At 71.8% G+C, this 14,248-nt stretch carries 10 protein-coding genes; 4 read left to right on the top strand and 6 right to left on the bottom strand.

Features of this window, described 5'->3' with window-relative positions; genetic code table 11:
- Positions 1 to 66: 66 nt before the first annotated feature.
- Genes ACIRG9_RS22500 through ACIRG9_RS22485 form a run of 4 tightly spaced genes read right to left on the bottom strand, consistent with a single transcriptional unit; the run spans position 67 to position 3,799 of the window.
- Complete coding sequence (locus tag ACIRG9_RS22500; RefSeq protein WP_402859082.1) at positions 67 to 666, bottom strand: GTP-binding protein; 600 nt, start codon at positions 664 to 666, stop codon at positions 67 to 69.
- Complete coding sequence (locus ACIRG9_RS22495) at positions 647 to 1,036, bottom strand: DUF742 domain-containing protein (protein ID WP_402859079.1); 390 nt, start codon at positions 1,034 to 1,036, stop codon at positions 647 to 649. The genes ACIRG9_RS22500 and ACIRG9_RS22495 overlap by 20 nt, the downstream gene beginning before the upstream one ends.
- Positions 1,026 to 1,439, bottom strand: a complete 414-nt coding sequence (locus ACIRG9_RS22490) for a roadblock/LC7 domain-containing protein (protein WP_402859076.1) — start codon at positions 1,437 to 1,439, stop codon at positions 1,026 to 1,028. Before ACIRG9_RS22490 ends, ACIRG9_RS22495 begins: the two co-directional genes overlap by 11 nt.
- 8 nt (positions 1,440 to 1,447) lie before the next feature.
- A complete protein-coding gene (locus ACIRG9_RS22485) occupies positions 1,448 to 3,799 on the bottom strand; it encodes a nitrate- and nitrite sensing domain-containing protein (protein WP_402859073.1) in 2,352 nt (783 codons plus the stop codon).
- A gap of 441 nt (positions 3,800 to 4,240) precedes the next feature.
- On the opposite strand from ACIRG9_RS22485, the gene ACIRG9_RS22480 reads away from it, so the two are divergent.
- Together ACIRG9_RS22480 and ACIRG9_RS22475 are read left to right on the top strand one after the other, a co-directional pair.
- The gene (locus tag ACIRG9_RS22480) at positions 4,241 to 4,675 is read left to right on the top strand and encodes a hypothetical protein (RefSeq protein WP_402859070.1); all 435 of its coding nucleotides are present in this window, start codon (positions 4,241 to 4,243) and stop codon (positions 4,673 to 4,675) included.
- Positions 4,676 to 4,772: 97 nt separating this feature from the next.
- Entirely contained in the window at positions 4,773 to 5,180 is a 408-nt protein-coding gene (locus ACIRG9_RS22475) for a hypothetical protein (RefSeq protein WP_402859067.1), read from the top strand.
- 102 nt (positions 5,181 to 5,282) lie between these two features.
- Here the strand turns inward: ACIRG9_RS22475 and ACIRG9_RS22470 are convergent, their stop codons facing one another.
- Entirely contained in the window at positions 5,283 to 7,082 is a 1,800-nt protein-coding gene (locus ACIRG9_RS22470) for a glycoside hydrolase family 6 protein (protein ID WP_402859064.1), read from the bottom strand.
- A gap of 609 nt (positions 7,083 to 7,691) precedes the next feature.
- Between ACIRG9_RS22470 and ACIRG9_RS22465 the strand changes: the two genes are divergently transcribed.
- Positions 7,692 to 8,330: a hypothetical protein gene (locus ACIRG9_RS22465; RefSeq protein WP_402859061.1), complete on the top strand. Its 639-nt coding sequence runs from the start codon at positions 7,692 to 7,694 to the stop codon at positions 8,328 to 8,330.
- Positions 8,317 to 9,063, top strand: a complete 747-nt coding sequence (locus ACIRG9_RS22460; RefSeq protein WP_402859058.1) for a class F sortase — start codon at positions 8,317 to 8,319, stop codon at positions 9,061 to 9,063. The genes ACIRG9_RS22465 and ACIRG9_RS22460 overlap by 14 nt, the downstream gene beginning before the upstream one ends.
- A gap of 71 nt (positions 9,064 to 9,134) precedes the next feature.
- Here ACIRG9_RS22460 and ACIRG9_RS22455 read toward each other — a convergent pair whose 3' ends face one another.
- A complete protein-coding gene (locus ACIRG9_RS22455; protein ID WP_402859055.1) occupies positions 9,135 to 14,192 on the bottom strand; it encodes an NAD-glutamate dehydrogenase in 5,058 nt (1,685 codons plus the stop codon).
- Positions 14,193 to 14,248: the final 56 nt, after the last annotated feature.

Genomic DNA, 14,248 nt, shown 5'->3' with positions numbered 1-14,248 from the left:
TTGGCCGGCTTCCGGGACCCGTACCCGGCGGACGCCGCGCCCGACGTGCCGCCGACGGTCATCGGTTCAGCCCACCGGCACCGGCTCGCCACGCTGCCGGGCGACGTGCTCGACCAGCTCGATCAGCACCAGCTTGCCGGACTGCCGGTCCCGGGCGTCACAGAGCACCAGCGGCACACCGGGGTCCAGGTCCAGCGCGTCGCGTACCGCCTCCAGGCTGAACCGTCGAGCCCCGTCGAAACAGTTCACCCCCACCACGAAGGGGATGCCCCGCTGCTCGAAGTAGTCGATCGAGGGGAAGCAGTCGGCCAGCCGGCGGGTGTCGGCGAGCACCACCGCGCCGAGGGCGCCGAAGGCCAGCTCGTCCCAGAGGAACCAGAACCGGTCCTGCCCCGGGGTGCCGAAGAGATAGACCTGCAGGTCGTCGTTGATGGTTATCCGGCCGAAGTCCATCGCGACCGTGGTGGTGGCCTTCTCCTCCACGCCGGAGACATCGTCGGTGCCGACACCGGCCCCGGTCAGCACCTCCTCGGTCTGCAACGGCCGGACCTCGCTCAACGAGCTCACCAGCGTCGTCTTGCCGGCCCCGAAGCCGCCGGCGATGAGGATCTTCAGAGCCAGCGGGACCGGCGGCAGCGCCTCCCGGTCAGAGCGCACGGAGTCCATTGACCACCGCCTTGAGGATGTTGTCGTCGGGCAGGTGTGCGGCCGCCGACGGCTGGTGCACCGCGACGAGGCCCCGGGCGAGCAGGTCGCCGATCAGCACGCGGACTACGCCGACGGCGAGGTCCAGGTCCGCGGCGAGGTCGGCGAGGGCGGCCGGCCGCCGGGCCAGCTCGACCAGGCTCCGGTGTTCCGGCTGGAGGCCCGGCAGGCGGGCCGTGTCGGCCACCGTGGTGGCTCGCACGAAGGCCACCAGGTCGACGCCGCCGACCAGCGGTCGCACCCGGCCGCCGGTGAGGGTGTACGGACGGACGACCGGGCCGGCGGCGGCGTCCAGCCACTCGTGCCGCGGGCCCGCCGCCTCAGCCGGCATCGACCCCACCCGGCGCCGTCCGGACCGGGGCGGTCAGGTTCTCCCCGACCCGGATCACCAGCATCGCCATCTCGTACGCCACCAGACCGATGTCGGCGTCCGCGTCGCTCACCACCGCCAGGCAGGCACCCTGCCCGGCCGCCGTGACGAACAGGTACGCGGACTCCATCTCCACCACGGTCTGTCGGACCGCACCGCCGCCCACGTGCCGGGTGGCGCCCTTGGCCAGGCCGGAGAACCCGGAGGCGAGGGCGCAGAGGTGCTCCGCGTCGCTGCGGCCCAAATCGGTGGAGGAACCGAGCAGGAGCCCGTCGGCCGACAGCACCACCGCCTCGCGGGCGGCTGGTACCCGATCCACCAGGTCGTCGAGCAGCCAGTCGAGATCGGCGTTCTGCCGCGTCATGTGCACCACTAGGCGTCCCTCTCAGTTGCGGTCGAAGGTTCCGGTTCGGGCGCCGACACCGGCGGGAAGGATTGCCCCGCCCCGCCCCCGTCCGCTGCGGTGGACGAGCCGACCCCCGAGGACCGGGCGGCGGCGGCGCGGGCGCCGTCCCGGCGGCCCCGAGCGGTGCCGGCCTGGAGGGCGGACATGGCCCGGCGGGCCTCCTCGGGCGGCCGCTGCGCCGGGGTGTCCACGACGGGCGGCCGGGGCCGGGCGGCGGGGCCACGCCGGCGGACCCGCCGGGGCAGGCCGTCGCCGTCGGCGGGCGGCTCGACCGAAGAGGTACGGCCGGCGGAGAGCGGCACCACCGCCGACTCGGGGCGGTCCCGCACGGGCCGGGCGGCGCGCGCCCGGGGCACCGAGCTCAGCCGGGTGACCTTGGCCATCCGCCGCTCGTCGGGGCCGGACTCCCCGGCGTCCCGGTCGCTCGGGCCGAGCGCCGGCTCCTCGGTCACCAGGTCGGCCGGAATGAACACGGTGGCCGTGGTCCCGGCCGGGGTGGCCAGCCGCAGCTCGACCCGGACGCCGTGCCGGCCGGCCAGCCGGGCCACCACGAACAGGCCCAGCCGGGCGCTGTCGGCCGGATCGAACTCCGGGGAGCTGTACAACTTGCGGTTGGCGTTCGCGAGGGCCTGCGGGGACATGCCCAACCCGTGATCGGTGATCTCGATGGCGTACCCGCCGGGCACGCTCCGCCCGGTCACGTCCACGCGGGTGGCGGGCGGGGAGAAGGCCGTGGCGTTCTCGATCAGCTCGGCGAGCAGGTGGATCACGTCGCCGACGGCCCGACCGAGCACCCCGGCCGGCTGCACCTGCCCCACGTCAACCCGGTCGTACGACTCCACCTCGGAGATCGCGCCACGCAGCACGTCGACCGCGGCGACCGGGCTCCGCCAGCCCCGGCCGGGGGCCGAGCCGGCGAGGATGACCAGGTCCTCGGCGTGCCGCCGGAGCCGGGTGGCGAGGTGGTCGACCTGGAACAGCCCGGCCAGCTCGTCCGGGTCCTCGGTCTGCCGCTCCAGCCGGTCCAGCACCGCCAACTGCCGGTGCACCAGGCCCTGGCTGCGCCGGGCGATGTTGAGGAAGACCTCGTTGAGCCCCCGGCGCAGGGTGACCTCGTCGACGGCGGCCTGCACGGCGGTGCGGCGTACCTCGTTGAAGGCCCGCGCCACCTGGCCGATCTCGTCGGCGCCGTGGTCCAGCTCGGGGGCCTCCCGGGCGACGTCCACCTCCTCGCCCCGCCGCAGCCGGGCGACCACGTCGGGCAGCCGCTGCTCGGCCATCTCCAGCGCGGCGGTGCGGACCCCGGTCAGCCGGCGGGCCAGCGACCGGCCGACCCGCAGCCCCACCAGCAAACAGACCACGATGGCGACCAGGCCGAGCACCCCGGCCGCGGCGAGCCGGACCAGGGTGGCCACCGCCATCGGCACGGACCGTTCGGCCACGTCGTCGGCGCCGCGCAACTCCAGGTCCCGCAGCCCCTGCCAGACCGCCGCCTGGCTGGACTCCCAGGCCCGCACGTCGAACCCGGTCGGCAGCTCCCGGGCGCGGATCAGGCTGTCCTGAAGGCCGTGCAGCCGGACGTACGCCTCCCCCTCGGTGAACCGCTGGTAGTCCGCGCGTTGCCGCTCGGGCAGGTCGGCCACCGCGCTCTCGACCAGGAAGCGCTGGTTGTCGATGGTGCGTACCAGTTGCTCGTGCTCGCCCGCGGCGTACCGGCCGGCGGTCAGCGCGCCGGCGAGCAGCGCGTCGGCCTGGCCGAGCAACTCCCGGGACCGGCCGAGCGCGGTCAGGGCCAGTGTCTCCCGGTTGAGCTGGTTGTCGGGGAGGGTGGCCATCGCGGAGAACGCCTGGAAGGCGGAATTGATCATCCCGCTGTAGAGGCCGACCGCGCCGGCCCGGTCGACCTTCCGGGCGTCGATGAAGCCCCGACCGGCGGGCAGCGCGTCGAGCGCGGAGACCAGTTGGTCGAGCCGGGAGTCGAGCAGGTCGTCGGCGGCGTCCCGCAGGTCCGGCCCGGCGATCCGGCGGCGCAGCTCGGCGACTGCCCGGTCGGTGCGGGTGCGCTGCTCGGCCAGGGCGGGCAGGAGGGTGTCCCCGGCGAGTTGGACCACCGCGAGCCGGCGTTCCCGCTGCAACTCGGAGACGACCGCCTGGCCGGGCCGGCCCAGGTCGTAGAGGAGGGTGCGCGCGGCGAGCAGATCGAGGGCAGGCCCGAAGGTCAGCGAGGTGGCGAAGATCCAGAGCGCCAGCAGCGCGGTCACCGGACCGATGACCAGCGCGGTCAGCTTGGCGCGGATCGGCCAGTCACGGGTGTTCATCAGACCTCGCCCGGAAGGTGTCGCATGGGTGGCGCCGGCCGGCCGGAGGATTCCCGGCCTCGACGCCCGGCCCCGGATCGGGCGCCCTGGGCAGGATACGTAATCGCCGACCGATGCACTACCGGCCGTCTCGACCGTCACTACTGTCCGGGATGTTCCGGTGCGCGGCCCCCATGGCGGCGAACACCCGCCAGAACGGCGGGGGTGCGGTTACCCCGCGTTCGTCCGGTGGGTGCTCCGCGTTGATCATGGAAGGCGTCTCGGGATGCGGGGGCCGTTCCCGGTCACGGAATCGCCCACGAAAGTGCCCCGGATCGGGATTGGCGATCACGAAACTGAGGGAATCAGCGGGGAGGGAGTCCCCGGCCGGGTGCCCCGCCGCCGGCAGCCGCGCCGCCCGACCACGAACACGACGTCACGAGCCGCTGAGGAGGTCGCCGCATGCGCCCGGAAGAGCAGCAGGTCACGCCGGAACCGCCCGAGACCGTGCCGGTCCGTCCGCCCGCCGAGTCCACCCGGGCCGACGCGTCCGAGGAGGCCGCCGACACCGACGCCGACGCCCGCCCGGAGTACCACGACCCGGCACCGCTGCCGACGGCCTTCGGGGCGGCCAGCGTGGGTGACGCGGTGGCCGCCTCCGCGATGGCCAGCGGGCGGCCCGAGGACGAGCGGGACCCGCGCGGCGAGGACACCGCCCAGCCGGGCGACGGGGCCCCGGGGCGGACCGACGCGTTCGACGACGCGCGGGCCGACCCGCAGGCCGGCGACTGGCTGCACAGCGCCGAGCCCGCGGCCGAGGACTCCGGCTCGGAGCCAACGGTCGACACCGCCGGGTACGGCCGTGCCGAGCCGACCATGGTCGACCCGGACTCCTGAACCGCGTCCTCGGCCACGAGCCGGCCGCCGCGCGGAATGGCCCGGCCGCTGCCGGGTACGCCAGGGGGATCACGGAACGGGACAGGAGGGCAGCAGCATGACGGATCGTGACCGCGGTGGCGGGCGACCGCTCGAGGAGACTCCCGAGGCGGCCGCGGCGGTGGACGACGACAGCACGGTGCCGCAGTTGCGTACGGGCGGCGGCGCCGACCGGGACAATCCCGTCTTCACCGAGCCGGACGGTGCGGTGCCCGACACCGGGTCGCCGGACATCCTCGGCGACCCTTACGCGGCGGGAACCGGGCCGACCGGCACCGGGACCGGGGCGACCGGCACCGGCACGGGCGCGGCCGCCCCCAACCGACGCACCGGCGCGGAGCAGCCGTGGGACCCGGAGGACCTGGTGCTGGCCCGGGGCCAGGACCTCACCCCGGCGAACATCGAGCGGGCCCGCCACGACCTGGCGGAACTGGGCCGGGCGGCGATCGAGAAGACCGTCCCCTGACAGCCGGGGGCCCCTGGCCGACCTCGTCAGGTCGGCCAGGGGCCCGGGGAACCCGCGCGGCGGTGCCTCACTCCCGCCGCGGCGGGTGGGCCTGCCGCTGGCTCAGGAGAGCGGCGGGTAGGCGTTGCGCATGAGCTCCTGGAACTGCGCGGAGAACCAGGCACCCGAGATCGGCGCGTTCGCCAGGGCACCGCTCTTGCTGTTGCCGTTGCGACCGTTGCCACCGTAGTTCGGGTCGCACATCTGGTCGAAGCCCTTGCCCTCGTTGTTCGGGATCTCCTTGCTGGAGCCGTCCGACTCGCCCGGGGGCTTCACCCAGACGTAGGCGTCGATGCCGGTCGCCGGGTTGGCCCGGGGCCGCTCACCGAGGCCGGCACCGGCCTGGTTGCACCAGTTGCCGGCGTGGATCCGCCGGTCGATGCGGCCGCCGTCGACGTAGGTGTCAACGCTGGTCGTCGCGCCCGGGCCGGTGGGCCGGGCGGTGCCGCCCCAGCCGTTGCGGGAGGTGTCGATCAGCATGCCGATGCCGCTGTCGAAGCCGTTCGAGACGGCCTGCGTCCGGAACGCCTGGGCGAACGACAGCTCGTCGACGTACTGGTTCCAGTCGATCCACTTGGACTGCCGCACGGTCTGGCCGTTCACCTGGTCGGTGACCTTGACGTACGGCTCCTGCAGCGCGGAGTAGTTCGCCGTGTTGACGATGAAGCCGTGCACGTTGCGAACCGTGCTGCCGGAGGCGGTGGCGGCCTGCTTGATGATCTGGATGGTCGGGACGAGGTTCGTGTCCCAGCCGATCCAGCCGTGGTGCGCGGCGTCCACGTAGTTGTAGACGTTGCCGATCGCGCCCAGCTTGGCCAGGGCGTAACCCACACCGTTCACGTACGCGCCGTTGGCCTTGACCGTGTCGCACATCGCGGTGCCGCCGGCCTGACCCGAGGTGTTGGTCACCAGGTTGGGCAGCGAGTCGATCTCGATGATGTTGATGATCCGCAGGTTGCGGTACTTCGCGTCACCCTGGATCGCGGCGATCGGGTCGATGTACTCGGACTTGTAGCGGGGCAGGTCGTTCGGGCCCAGCTCACCGTTCGAGGCCAGCGCGGCGCAGTCCCGGCCGGGCAGGTTGTAGATGACGATCTGGATGTAACCGGCGCCCTGGGCGAGCGCGGCGTCCAGGTGGTCCCGGAGGCCCATCGCGCCGTTGGAGCTGCTGTTCGGGGTGCCGTTGATGGCGGCGGTCCGGTCCAGCCACACGGCGGTCGGGTTGTTCGAGACCCGGCTACCGCCCGGCTCGCCCTCCGCCTTGGCCTTCCACTCCGGGTTCACGTACCCCTTGGCCCCCGCGTACGGGTTGTCCACCTTCTGCCCCGGCGGCGGGGTGGTGGGCGGCGGGGCGGTGGTGGGCGGCGGGGCGGTGGTCGGCGGGGCGCTGGTGGGCGGCGGGGCGGTGGTCGGCGGGGTGCTGGTAGGCGGGGTGCCACCGTTGCAGACCGTGCCGTTCAGGGTGAAGCTGGTCGGCTTCGGGTTGGCGCTGCCCCAGGAGCCGTTGAACCCGATGGTGGTGCTGGAGCCGCTGGGCAGCGAGCCGTTGTACGACTCGTTCTTCACGGTCACGTTCTGGCCGCTCTGCGACCAGATCCCCGACCAGCCGTTGACAACCTTCTGCTGGCCGTTCGGGAAGGTGAACCCGAGCGTCCACGAGCTGAGCGCGTCACCGAGGTTGTTGATCGTCAGGTTGGCGGTGAAGCCGCCCGGCCAGTCGTTGGTGGTGTAGTCCACCCGGCACTGGGTCGCGGCCTGCGCCGCGGTGACCGGGAGGGTCACCAGTCCGCCGGCAACCAGGACGCTCGCACCGGTGAGTGCGAGGGCCCGGCTCCGGCCGGACAGCCTTCTCCACAGATTCATGCCACTGATCTCCTTGGGCGAGACCGGATCCGCGTACGGCCCGGCGAAAGAGGCCCTCGGGACGTCCGACTGGGACGGCCGTCGGTGCCACGGTGTCTTCGGGGAGTGCCCGACCCGGACGGGCGTGGTGGTGGTGAACGCGACCGGCAAGGGTGCAGCCGGCCGGCTTCAGACAGTCGCCCGGTGACCCGGTTGCCCTCGACGTCCGAACTCGCGGTGTGGCTCCCCTGACCGCGTGGAGAGATTCTTGCATGGGAGCGCTTCCATGGCAATGCCTCGATGCGGGTCGGGCCAGGACCCGGGGGTGAAGAGCCCATCCGGTACGGGCTCGGCCGGTTGCTGGCAGACGGGTCGAGGCAGGTGGAACCGGGTACGGCGACCTCGCGACGGAACCTCCGGGCGCACGCGGTACCCGGCGGGTCGCACCGCTCGGGAAGGCCGCTGAAAGCCCACCTCGGGAACGGCGCCACTTACCGTCCTACGCCCACCAAACCTCAACAAACTCCCAAATACGAATCTTTCCTCGGATAACTCGCGAAAGCGGCTAACGTCGGGCGTAGCTCGACCGCCGTCGGGCTCAGGACAAACAGGGATGGAGTGACGCAGGTCATGGGAAAGAAGATGCTCGGGAAGGTCGTTGCGGGCGCCGCTCTCGGCGGCGCGTCCCTGCTGCTGTTCTCGCCCGGGATGGCGAACGCGGCCGCAAACAGCGCGTACGCGGGCAGCGTCGTCGCGCAGCCGCAGGTCAACCTTCTTACCGACGACCAGTCGGACATGGACCAGAAGGACCAGGACCGCCAGGACGAGAACAAGAAGGACGAGAACCGCAACGACAAGGACAACCGGGACCACGACGGCAAGAACCGCGACGAGGACCGGAACAAGGACCGCGACAAGGACAACCGCGACCACGACGGCAAGGACCGCGACAAGGACCGCGACAAGGACAACCGGGACCAGGACGGCAAGGACCGGGACAAGGACCGCGACAAGGACCGGGACAAGGACAAGCGCTGCGACGACCGCAAGGACGAGGACAACCGGAACCAGGACGGCAAGAACCGCGATGAGGACAACCGGGACCGGGACCACTGCTTCCCGAAGGGTCACGTCGACGGTGGTGACGGTGGCATGACGACGACCAGCGTGGACCGCAACATGGCCGCCAGCGGGGTGGGCGTGGTCGGCGCCGCAGCCCTGGGCGGCATGGTCCTGCTGCGCCGGCGGCGGGCCAATGACCTCGTCTGACCAGACGGCGACACGGGCCGGCGGCCGTCACGGGAGACCGTGGCGCGCCGCCGGCGCGACCGTCGTCGTCCTCCTCGCCCTGGTGGGCGCCGGCCTGATCGGCGCGTCCTTCCGGAGCGTGCCGCCGCCCCGCCCGCCCCAGCCGCTCGCCCAGGCCGGTCCGGCCGACACGACCGCGCCCGCCACGCCGGGCTCCGCGACCGGCACCGGTACGGAGACCGCCGACCAGACACCCGCCGACGACCCGTCGAACCCCGACACCACCCCCGCCGGGCTGCCCCGGTCGGCCCCCACCACCATCTCGATCCCCAAGATCGGGGTACAGGCCGAGATCATGTCCCTCGGCACCAACCCGGACGGCACCGTCCAGGTCCCCCCGCTGGACCAGGCCATGAAGGCTGGCTGGTACTCCCCCGGCGCGAGCCCCGGCGAGCCCGGCAACGCCGTCATCGTCGGCCACGTCGACTCGGCCAAGATCGGGCCGGCGGTCTTCTTCAACCTCGGCTCGCTACAACCGGGCGACACCATCAGCGTCGCCCGGCAGGACGGCTCGACCGCCACCTTCACCGTCAACGAGGTCAAGTCGTACCCGAAGACGGCCTTCCCCACCGACCTGGTCTACGGCCCCAGCGACCAGCCCGGCCTACGGGTGGTCACCTGCGGCGGGAGCTTCGACCAGAGCGCGGGCAGCTACGTCGACAACGTCATCGCATTCGCCAGCATGACACCGTGAGGCTGCGCAAACGGGCGCGGCCCGGTGGTCGGGTGACCGACCACCGGGCCGCGCCCGTTTCCATTCCTGAGTCAGGCCGCCGCCGACGTCCGCACCAGGGTACGGATCTGCCGCAGCAGCACCGACAGCGCGGAGAGGTCGGCGCGGGACTCGTCGAACTCACCCATCGCCCGGTGCGCCCGGTGGATCGACGTGGCGTTCGCCTGCTCCCATTCCTGCACCCGGTCGACCGGCGAGACGCTGTCCGGGGTGGAGCCGAGGACCTCCGCGGTGAGCGCAGCCAGCGCGGCGTACAGGTCGTAGCGCAGCGCCATCCGGGCCAGCGTCTGCCAACGGTCCTCCCGCGGCAGCAGGGAGATCTTCGACAGCAGGGCGTCCACCCGGAAGCGGTCGGAGAGGACGAAGTAGACCGCGGCCACCTCGCTCACGTCCCGGCCGGTCGACCGGGCCGTCTCCACCACGTCGAGCAGGCCGAAGCTGTACATCAGGCGGGTCACCTGCTCGGCCAGTTCCCGGGGCAGCCCCTTCTCGGTCAGCGAGTCGATGTGGGCGACGATCCCCTCCCGCTCGCTGCCGAAGAAGAGGTTCTCCAGGTCGGGCAGGAGCCGGGCCACCCCGTCGCGCAGCCGGGCGATCTCCCCCGGCACGTCGATCGGCGAGCGCCGGTTGGTGACCAGCCAGCGCACCGCGCGGTCGAGCAGCCGGCGGGTGTCCAGATGGACGCTCGTCTGCAGGTCGGGCGAAACCTTGTTGTCCAGCGCCTCGATCGCCTGCCAGATGTCGCGCAGCCCGAACACCTCGCGCACCACCACGTACGCCCGCAGCACGTCCGCCGCCGACGCCGCCGTCTCCTCGACGGTCCGGAAGACGAACGAGATTCCGCCCCGGTTGATCGCCTCGTTGACCAGCACGGTGGTGACGATGTCCCGGCGCAGCCGGTGCCGGCCCATCCGGTCGGCGAACCGCTCACGCAGCGGGGTGGGGAAGTAGTTGACCAGGATCTCGGTCGTCCACTCCTCGTCGGCCAACCCCTCGGCCACGATCTCGCGCTCCAGCACCATCTTCTCGTACGCCAGGAGCACCGCGAACTCCGGCGCGGTCAGCCCGGTCTCGGTGCGGACGGCGAGTTCCTCGTCCGGCGGGAGCGCCTCCAGCGCCCGGTCGATCTGCCCGGCTCGTTCCAACTCGCTGATGATCCGGCGGTGCACCGGCAGCAGCGAGGCGGACTGAGCCTGGGCGTTGTTGAGCGCCCGGGCCTGCTCGTAGTTGCTCCGCAGCACCAGCTGGGCGACCTCGTCGGTCATCTGGGCCAGCAGCTCGTCGCGCTCGGGCCGGTCCAGCTCGCCGTCCGCGACCGCCGTGTTGAGCAGGATCTTGATGTTCACCTCGTGGTCGGAGCAGTCCACCCCGGCCGCGTTGTCGATGAAGTCGGTGAAGATCCGCCCGCCGTTCTGCGCGTACTCGATCCGGCCGTGCTGGGTCCAGCCCAGGTTGCCGCCCTCGCCGGCGACCCGGCACCGCAGGCTCTTGCCGTCGACCCGGATCGCGTCGTTGGACTTGTCCCCGACCTCGGCGTTGCTCTGCGTCGACGCCTTCACGTAGGTGCCGATGCCGCCGTTCCAGAACAGGTCCACCGGCGCGGTGAGGATCGACTTCATCAGCTCCTGCGGAGAGATCTGCTCAACGTCGTCGTCGAGGCCGAGCCGCGCCCGCACCTGCGGGCTGACCGGAATCGACTTGGCGGTACGCGAGTACACCCCGCCGCCCTCGGAGATCAGCTCCGGGTTGTAGTCCTCCCAGGACGACCGGGGCAGATCGAACAGCCGCTTGCGCTCCTGCCAGGAGGTGGCCGCGTCCGGCTCCGGGTCCAGGATGATGTGCCGGTGGTCGAACGCGGCCACCAGCCGGATGTGCTGCGACAGCAGCATCCCGTTGCCGAAGACGTCGCCGGACATGTCACCGACGCCGACCACCGTGAAGTCCTGGGTCTGGGTGTTGTGTCCCAGCTCCCGGAAGTGCCGCTTCACCGACTCCCAGGCGCCCCGGGCGGTGATGCCCATCTTCTTGTGGTCGTAGCCGGCCGAACCGCCGGAGGCGAACGCGTCGCCCAGCCAGAAGTCGTGCCCGGCCGAGATCTCGTTGGCGATGTCGGAGAACGTCGCGGTGCCCTTGTCCGCCGCCACCACCATGTACGGGTCGTCGCCGTCGTGCCGAACCACGTCCTCCGGCGGCACGATCTCCCCGCTGGCGATGTTGTCGGTGACGTCCAGCAACGCGCCGACGAACTCCTTGTAGCAGGCCACCGCCTCGTCCCGGTCGCCCGGCTTCTGCTTGAGCACGAAGCCGCCCTTGGCGCCCACCGGCACGATCACGGCGTTCTTCACCATCTGCGCCTTGACCAGGCCGAGCACCTCGGTGCGGAAGTCCTCGCGCCGGTCCGACCAGCGCAGGCCGCCCCGGGCCACCGGCCCGAACCGCAGGTGCACGCCCTCGAACCGGGGCGAATAGACGAAGATCTCGAACTTCGGCCGCGGCGCCGGCAGGTCCGGGATCGCCTGCGGATCCAGCTTGAACGCCACGAACGACTTGGGCCGCCCGCCGACCGGCTTCTGGTAGAAGCTGGTCCGCAGGGTGGCCTGGATCAACGTCAGGTACGACCGCAGGATGCGATCCTGGTCGAGGCTGGCCACCTCGTCCAGCGCCGCGCCGATCGCGCTGACCAGCTCGCCGCTGCGCTGCCGCCGCTCGTCCATCGTGGTCGCGCCCGGGGCGAACCTGACCTCGAAGAGCTCCACCAGCAGCGACGCGATCTTCGGGTACGCGATGAACGTCTGCTCCATGTACTCCTGCGAGAAGACGGTGCCCGCCTGCCGCAGGTACTTCGCGTACGCCCGGAGCACCACCACCTGCCGCCAGGTGAGACCGGCCCGGAGCACCAGCTCGTTGAAGCCGTCCACCTCGGCCTCGCCCCGCCAGGCGGCGGCGAAGGCGTTCTCCGCGTGCGGGCGCACCTCGGCCAGGTCCTGGTGCGCCTCCGGCAGTTGCAGGCCGAAGTCGTACAGGAAGACGCGGCCGTCGATTCGGTCCACCTCGTACGGGTGCTCGTCGACGACCCGGACGCCGAGCGAGTGCAGCACCGGCAGTACGGCGGAGAGCATCATCGGCTCGCCGTACCGGTAGACCTTGAACCGGACGTCCATGGCCTCGCCGAGTTCCGTCCGTTCCTCGACGCGCGGCGGCACCTGCTTGCGGAACAGGTGCATCTCCAGCTGGCCGGGCTCCTCCAGCAGCTCCAGCTTGGCCAGGTCCTTCATCGCCTCGTACGGCGTGTGCCCGTCCTTGTAGCCCTCCGGGAACGCGTCGGCGTACCGGGCGAACAGGTGCTTGGCCTGCTCGTCGCCGAGCTTGCGCTCCAGCACCAGCCGGTAGTCGTCGTCCCAGAGCCGGGTCGCGTCGGCCAGCTCCTCGGCGAGCAGGTCGGCGTCGATGTCCGCGGGCGGGTTGTTCGGGTCGGTCCGGACGGTGAAGTGCACCCGGGCGAGCATCGACTCGGTGACCCGGGTGGTGTAGTCGACCCCGACACCGTTCAGTTCACGCAGCAGGATGTCCTGCATGCGCAACCGGTTCTGGGTGGTGAACCGGTCCCGGGGCAGGTAGATCAGGCAGGAGATGAACCGCCCGTACCCGTCGCGGCGCAGGAACACCCGCAGCTGCCGGCGACCGGCCATCCGCAGCACGCCGACCGCCGCGTGGTAGAGGTCGTCGGTCTTGATCTGGAACAGCTCGTCGCGCGGGTAGGTCTCCAGGATCTGCAGCAGGTCCTTGCCGGAGTGGCTGCGCAGGCTCAGCCCGGAGCGGTCCAGCACCTCGGCGACCTTGCGGCGGACCACCGGCAGCTCCTGCACGCTGGTCCGGTACGCCGCGGTGGAGAACAGGCCCAGGAAGCGGCGCTCCCCGACCACCTCGCCGGCCTCGTTGAAGATCTTGAAGCCGATGTAGTCGAGGTAGGCCGAGCGGTGGACGGTCGCCCGCGAGTTCGCCTTGGTGATGATCAGCAGGCGCTTCTCCAGCACCTTCTCGTGCGCCTCGGGCGTCATCGAGGACAGCGACCGGGCCTCCGGCGAGTCCGAGCGCAGAATGCCCAGCCCGGTGCCGAGAACCGCTTCGAGGGCCTGACCGCCATCCGTGCCGTCGGTGTCGACCAGGCGGTATTCCCGGTAGCCGAGGAAGGTGAAGTGATCGTGCGCCAGCCAGCGCAGCAGCTCCACCGAGTCGGTGATGTCCTTCTCCGGCACCGGCGGCCGGCTGTCCGAGGTCCGGGCGGCGGCCAGCTCGTCGGCGAGGGCCAGGGCCCGCTGACGCATCTTCGGCCAGTCCTCGACCGCCTCCCGGACGTCGGTGAGCACCCGCTGCAGCTCCTTGCGCAGCTTCTCCCGCTCGGCCGGGTCACGCACCGGGTCGATCTCGACGTGCATCCAGCTCTCGACCAGGTCACCGGCGATCGCGTCGTCCGGCTCCACGTCGGCGGACACCTCGGTCAGCCGGCCCAGCGGCTCGCGGCGGACCACCACCAGCGGGTGCACCAGCAGGTGCACGTCGAGGTGGTACGTGTTGAGCAGCGCGGTCACCGAGTCGACCAGGAACGGCATGTCGTCCGTCACGATCTCGATGACCGTGTGATGCTGGTTCGCGTCCGGCTCGTGGATCCGCAGCTTCAGCTCGCCCGGTACGCGCTGCTGGGCCAGGTCCCGGTGCGCCCGGGCGGCGTCGAGCATCTCCTCGGCGGTGAAGCCGATCAGCTCCTCGTCCGGCGCGAAGCGCCAGAAGCGGTCGACCAGGGTCGCCGCGTCGTGGTCGTTCCCGGCCAGCGCGACGGCCTGGGCCACCAGGCGCTCCGCGTTGGGTACCGGCTCGTCCAGGTCGGCGCCCTCCGACTCGTCGGCCAGCGCCTGCGCGGGCAGGCCCAGCTCGTGGAGGGTGTCGATGCTGGAACCGGTCATCCCGGTCACTCCTGTGTCAATACGGCCGAAACCGTCCCCATCGGTCGCCGTATCGAAGCTGTCGTCATCCCGGCCGGTGTCAACCTGCCGCAGGTCGGGTCCCGGTTTTGTCGCCGGACGCCGGTCCATCGGTGCCACTCCCCTCGACCCACCGCGTTGTGGGTCACTCTGCCGCCCAGCCTAGG

The organism is Micromonospora sp. NPDC093277, from assembly GCF_044765245.1.
In the GTDB taxonomy this organism is placed as follows: Bacteria; Actinomycetota; Actinomycetes; order Mycobacteriales; family Micromonosporaceae; genus Micromonospora.
Note: the sequence above shows the minus strand (reverse complement) of the source record. Positions and strands in the feature narration are given on the sequence as shown.

What these genes read in the sequence shown, in the direction of transcription:
- ACIRG9_RS22500 (WP_402859082.1), bottom strand. Translation starts at nt 666, where the DNA reads ATGGACTCCGTGCGCTCTGACCGGGAGGCGCTGCCGCCGGTCCCGCTG.
- ACIRG9_RS22495 (WP_402859079.1), bottom strand. Translation starts at nt 1,036, where the DNA reads ATGCCGGCTGAGGCGGCGGGCCCGCGGCACGAGTGGCTGGACGCCGCC.
- ACIRG9_RS22490 (WP_402859076.1), bottom strand. Translation starts at nt 1,439, where the DNA reads ATGACGCGGCAGAACGCCGATCTCGACTGGCTGCTCGACGACCTGGTG.
- ACIRG9_RS22485 (WP_402859073.1), bottom strand. Translation starts at nt 3,799, where the DNA reads ATGAACACCCGTGACTGGCCGATCCGCGCCAAGCTGACCGCGCTGGTC.
- ACIRG9_RS22480 (WP_402859070.1), top strand. Translation starts at nt 4,241, where the DNA reads ATGCGCCCGGAAGAGCAGCAGGTCACGCCGGAACCGCCCGAGACCGTG.
- ACIRG9_RS22475 (WP_402859067.1), top strand. Translation starts at nt 4,773, where the DNA reads ATGACGGATCGTGACCGCGGTGGCGGGCGACCGCTCGAGGAGACTCCC.
- ACIRG9_RS22470 (WP_402859064.1), bottom strand. Translation starts at nt 7,082, where the DNA reads ATGAATCTGTGGAGAAGGCTGTCCGGCCGGAGCCGGGCCCTCGCACTC.
- ACIRG9_RS22465 (WP_402859061.1), top strand. Translation starts at nt 7,692, where the DNA reads ATGGGAAAGAAGATGCTCGGGAAGGTCGTTGCGGGCGCCGCTCTCGGC.
- ACIRG9_RS22460 (WP_402859058.1), top strand. Translation starts at nt 8,317, where the DNA reads ATGACCTCGTCTGACCAGACGGCGACACGGGCCGGCGGCCGTCACGGG.
- ACIRG9_RS22455 (WP_402859055.1), bottom strand. Translation starts at nt 14,192, where the DNA reads ATGGACCGGCGTCCGGCGACAAAACCGGGACCCGACCTGCGGCAGGTT.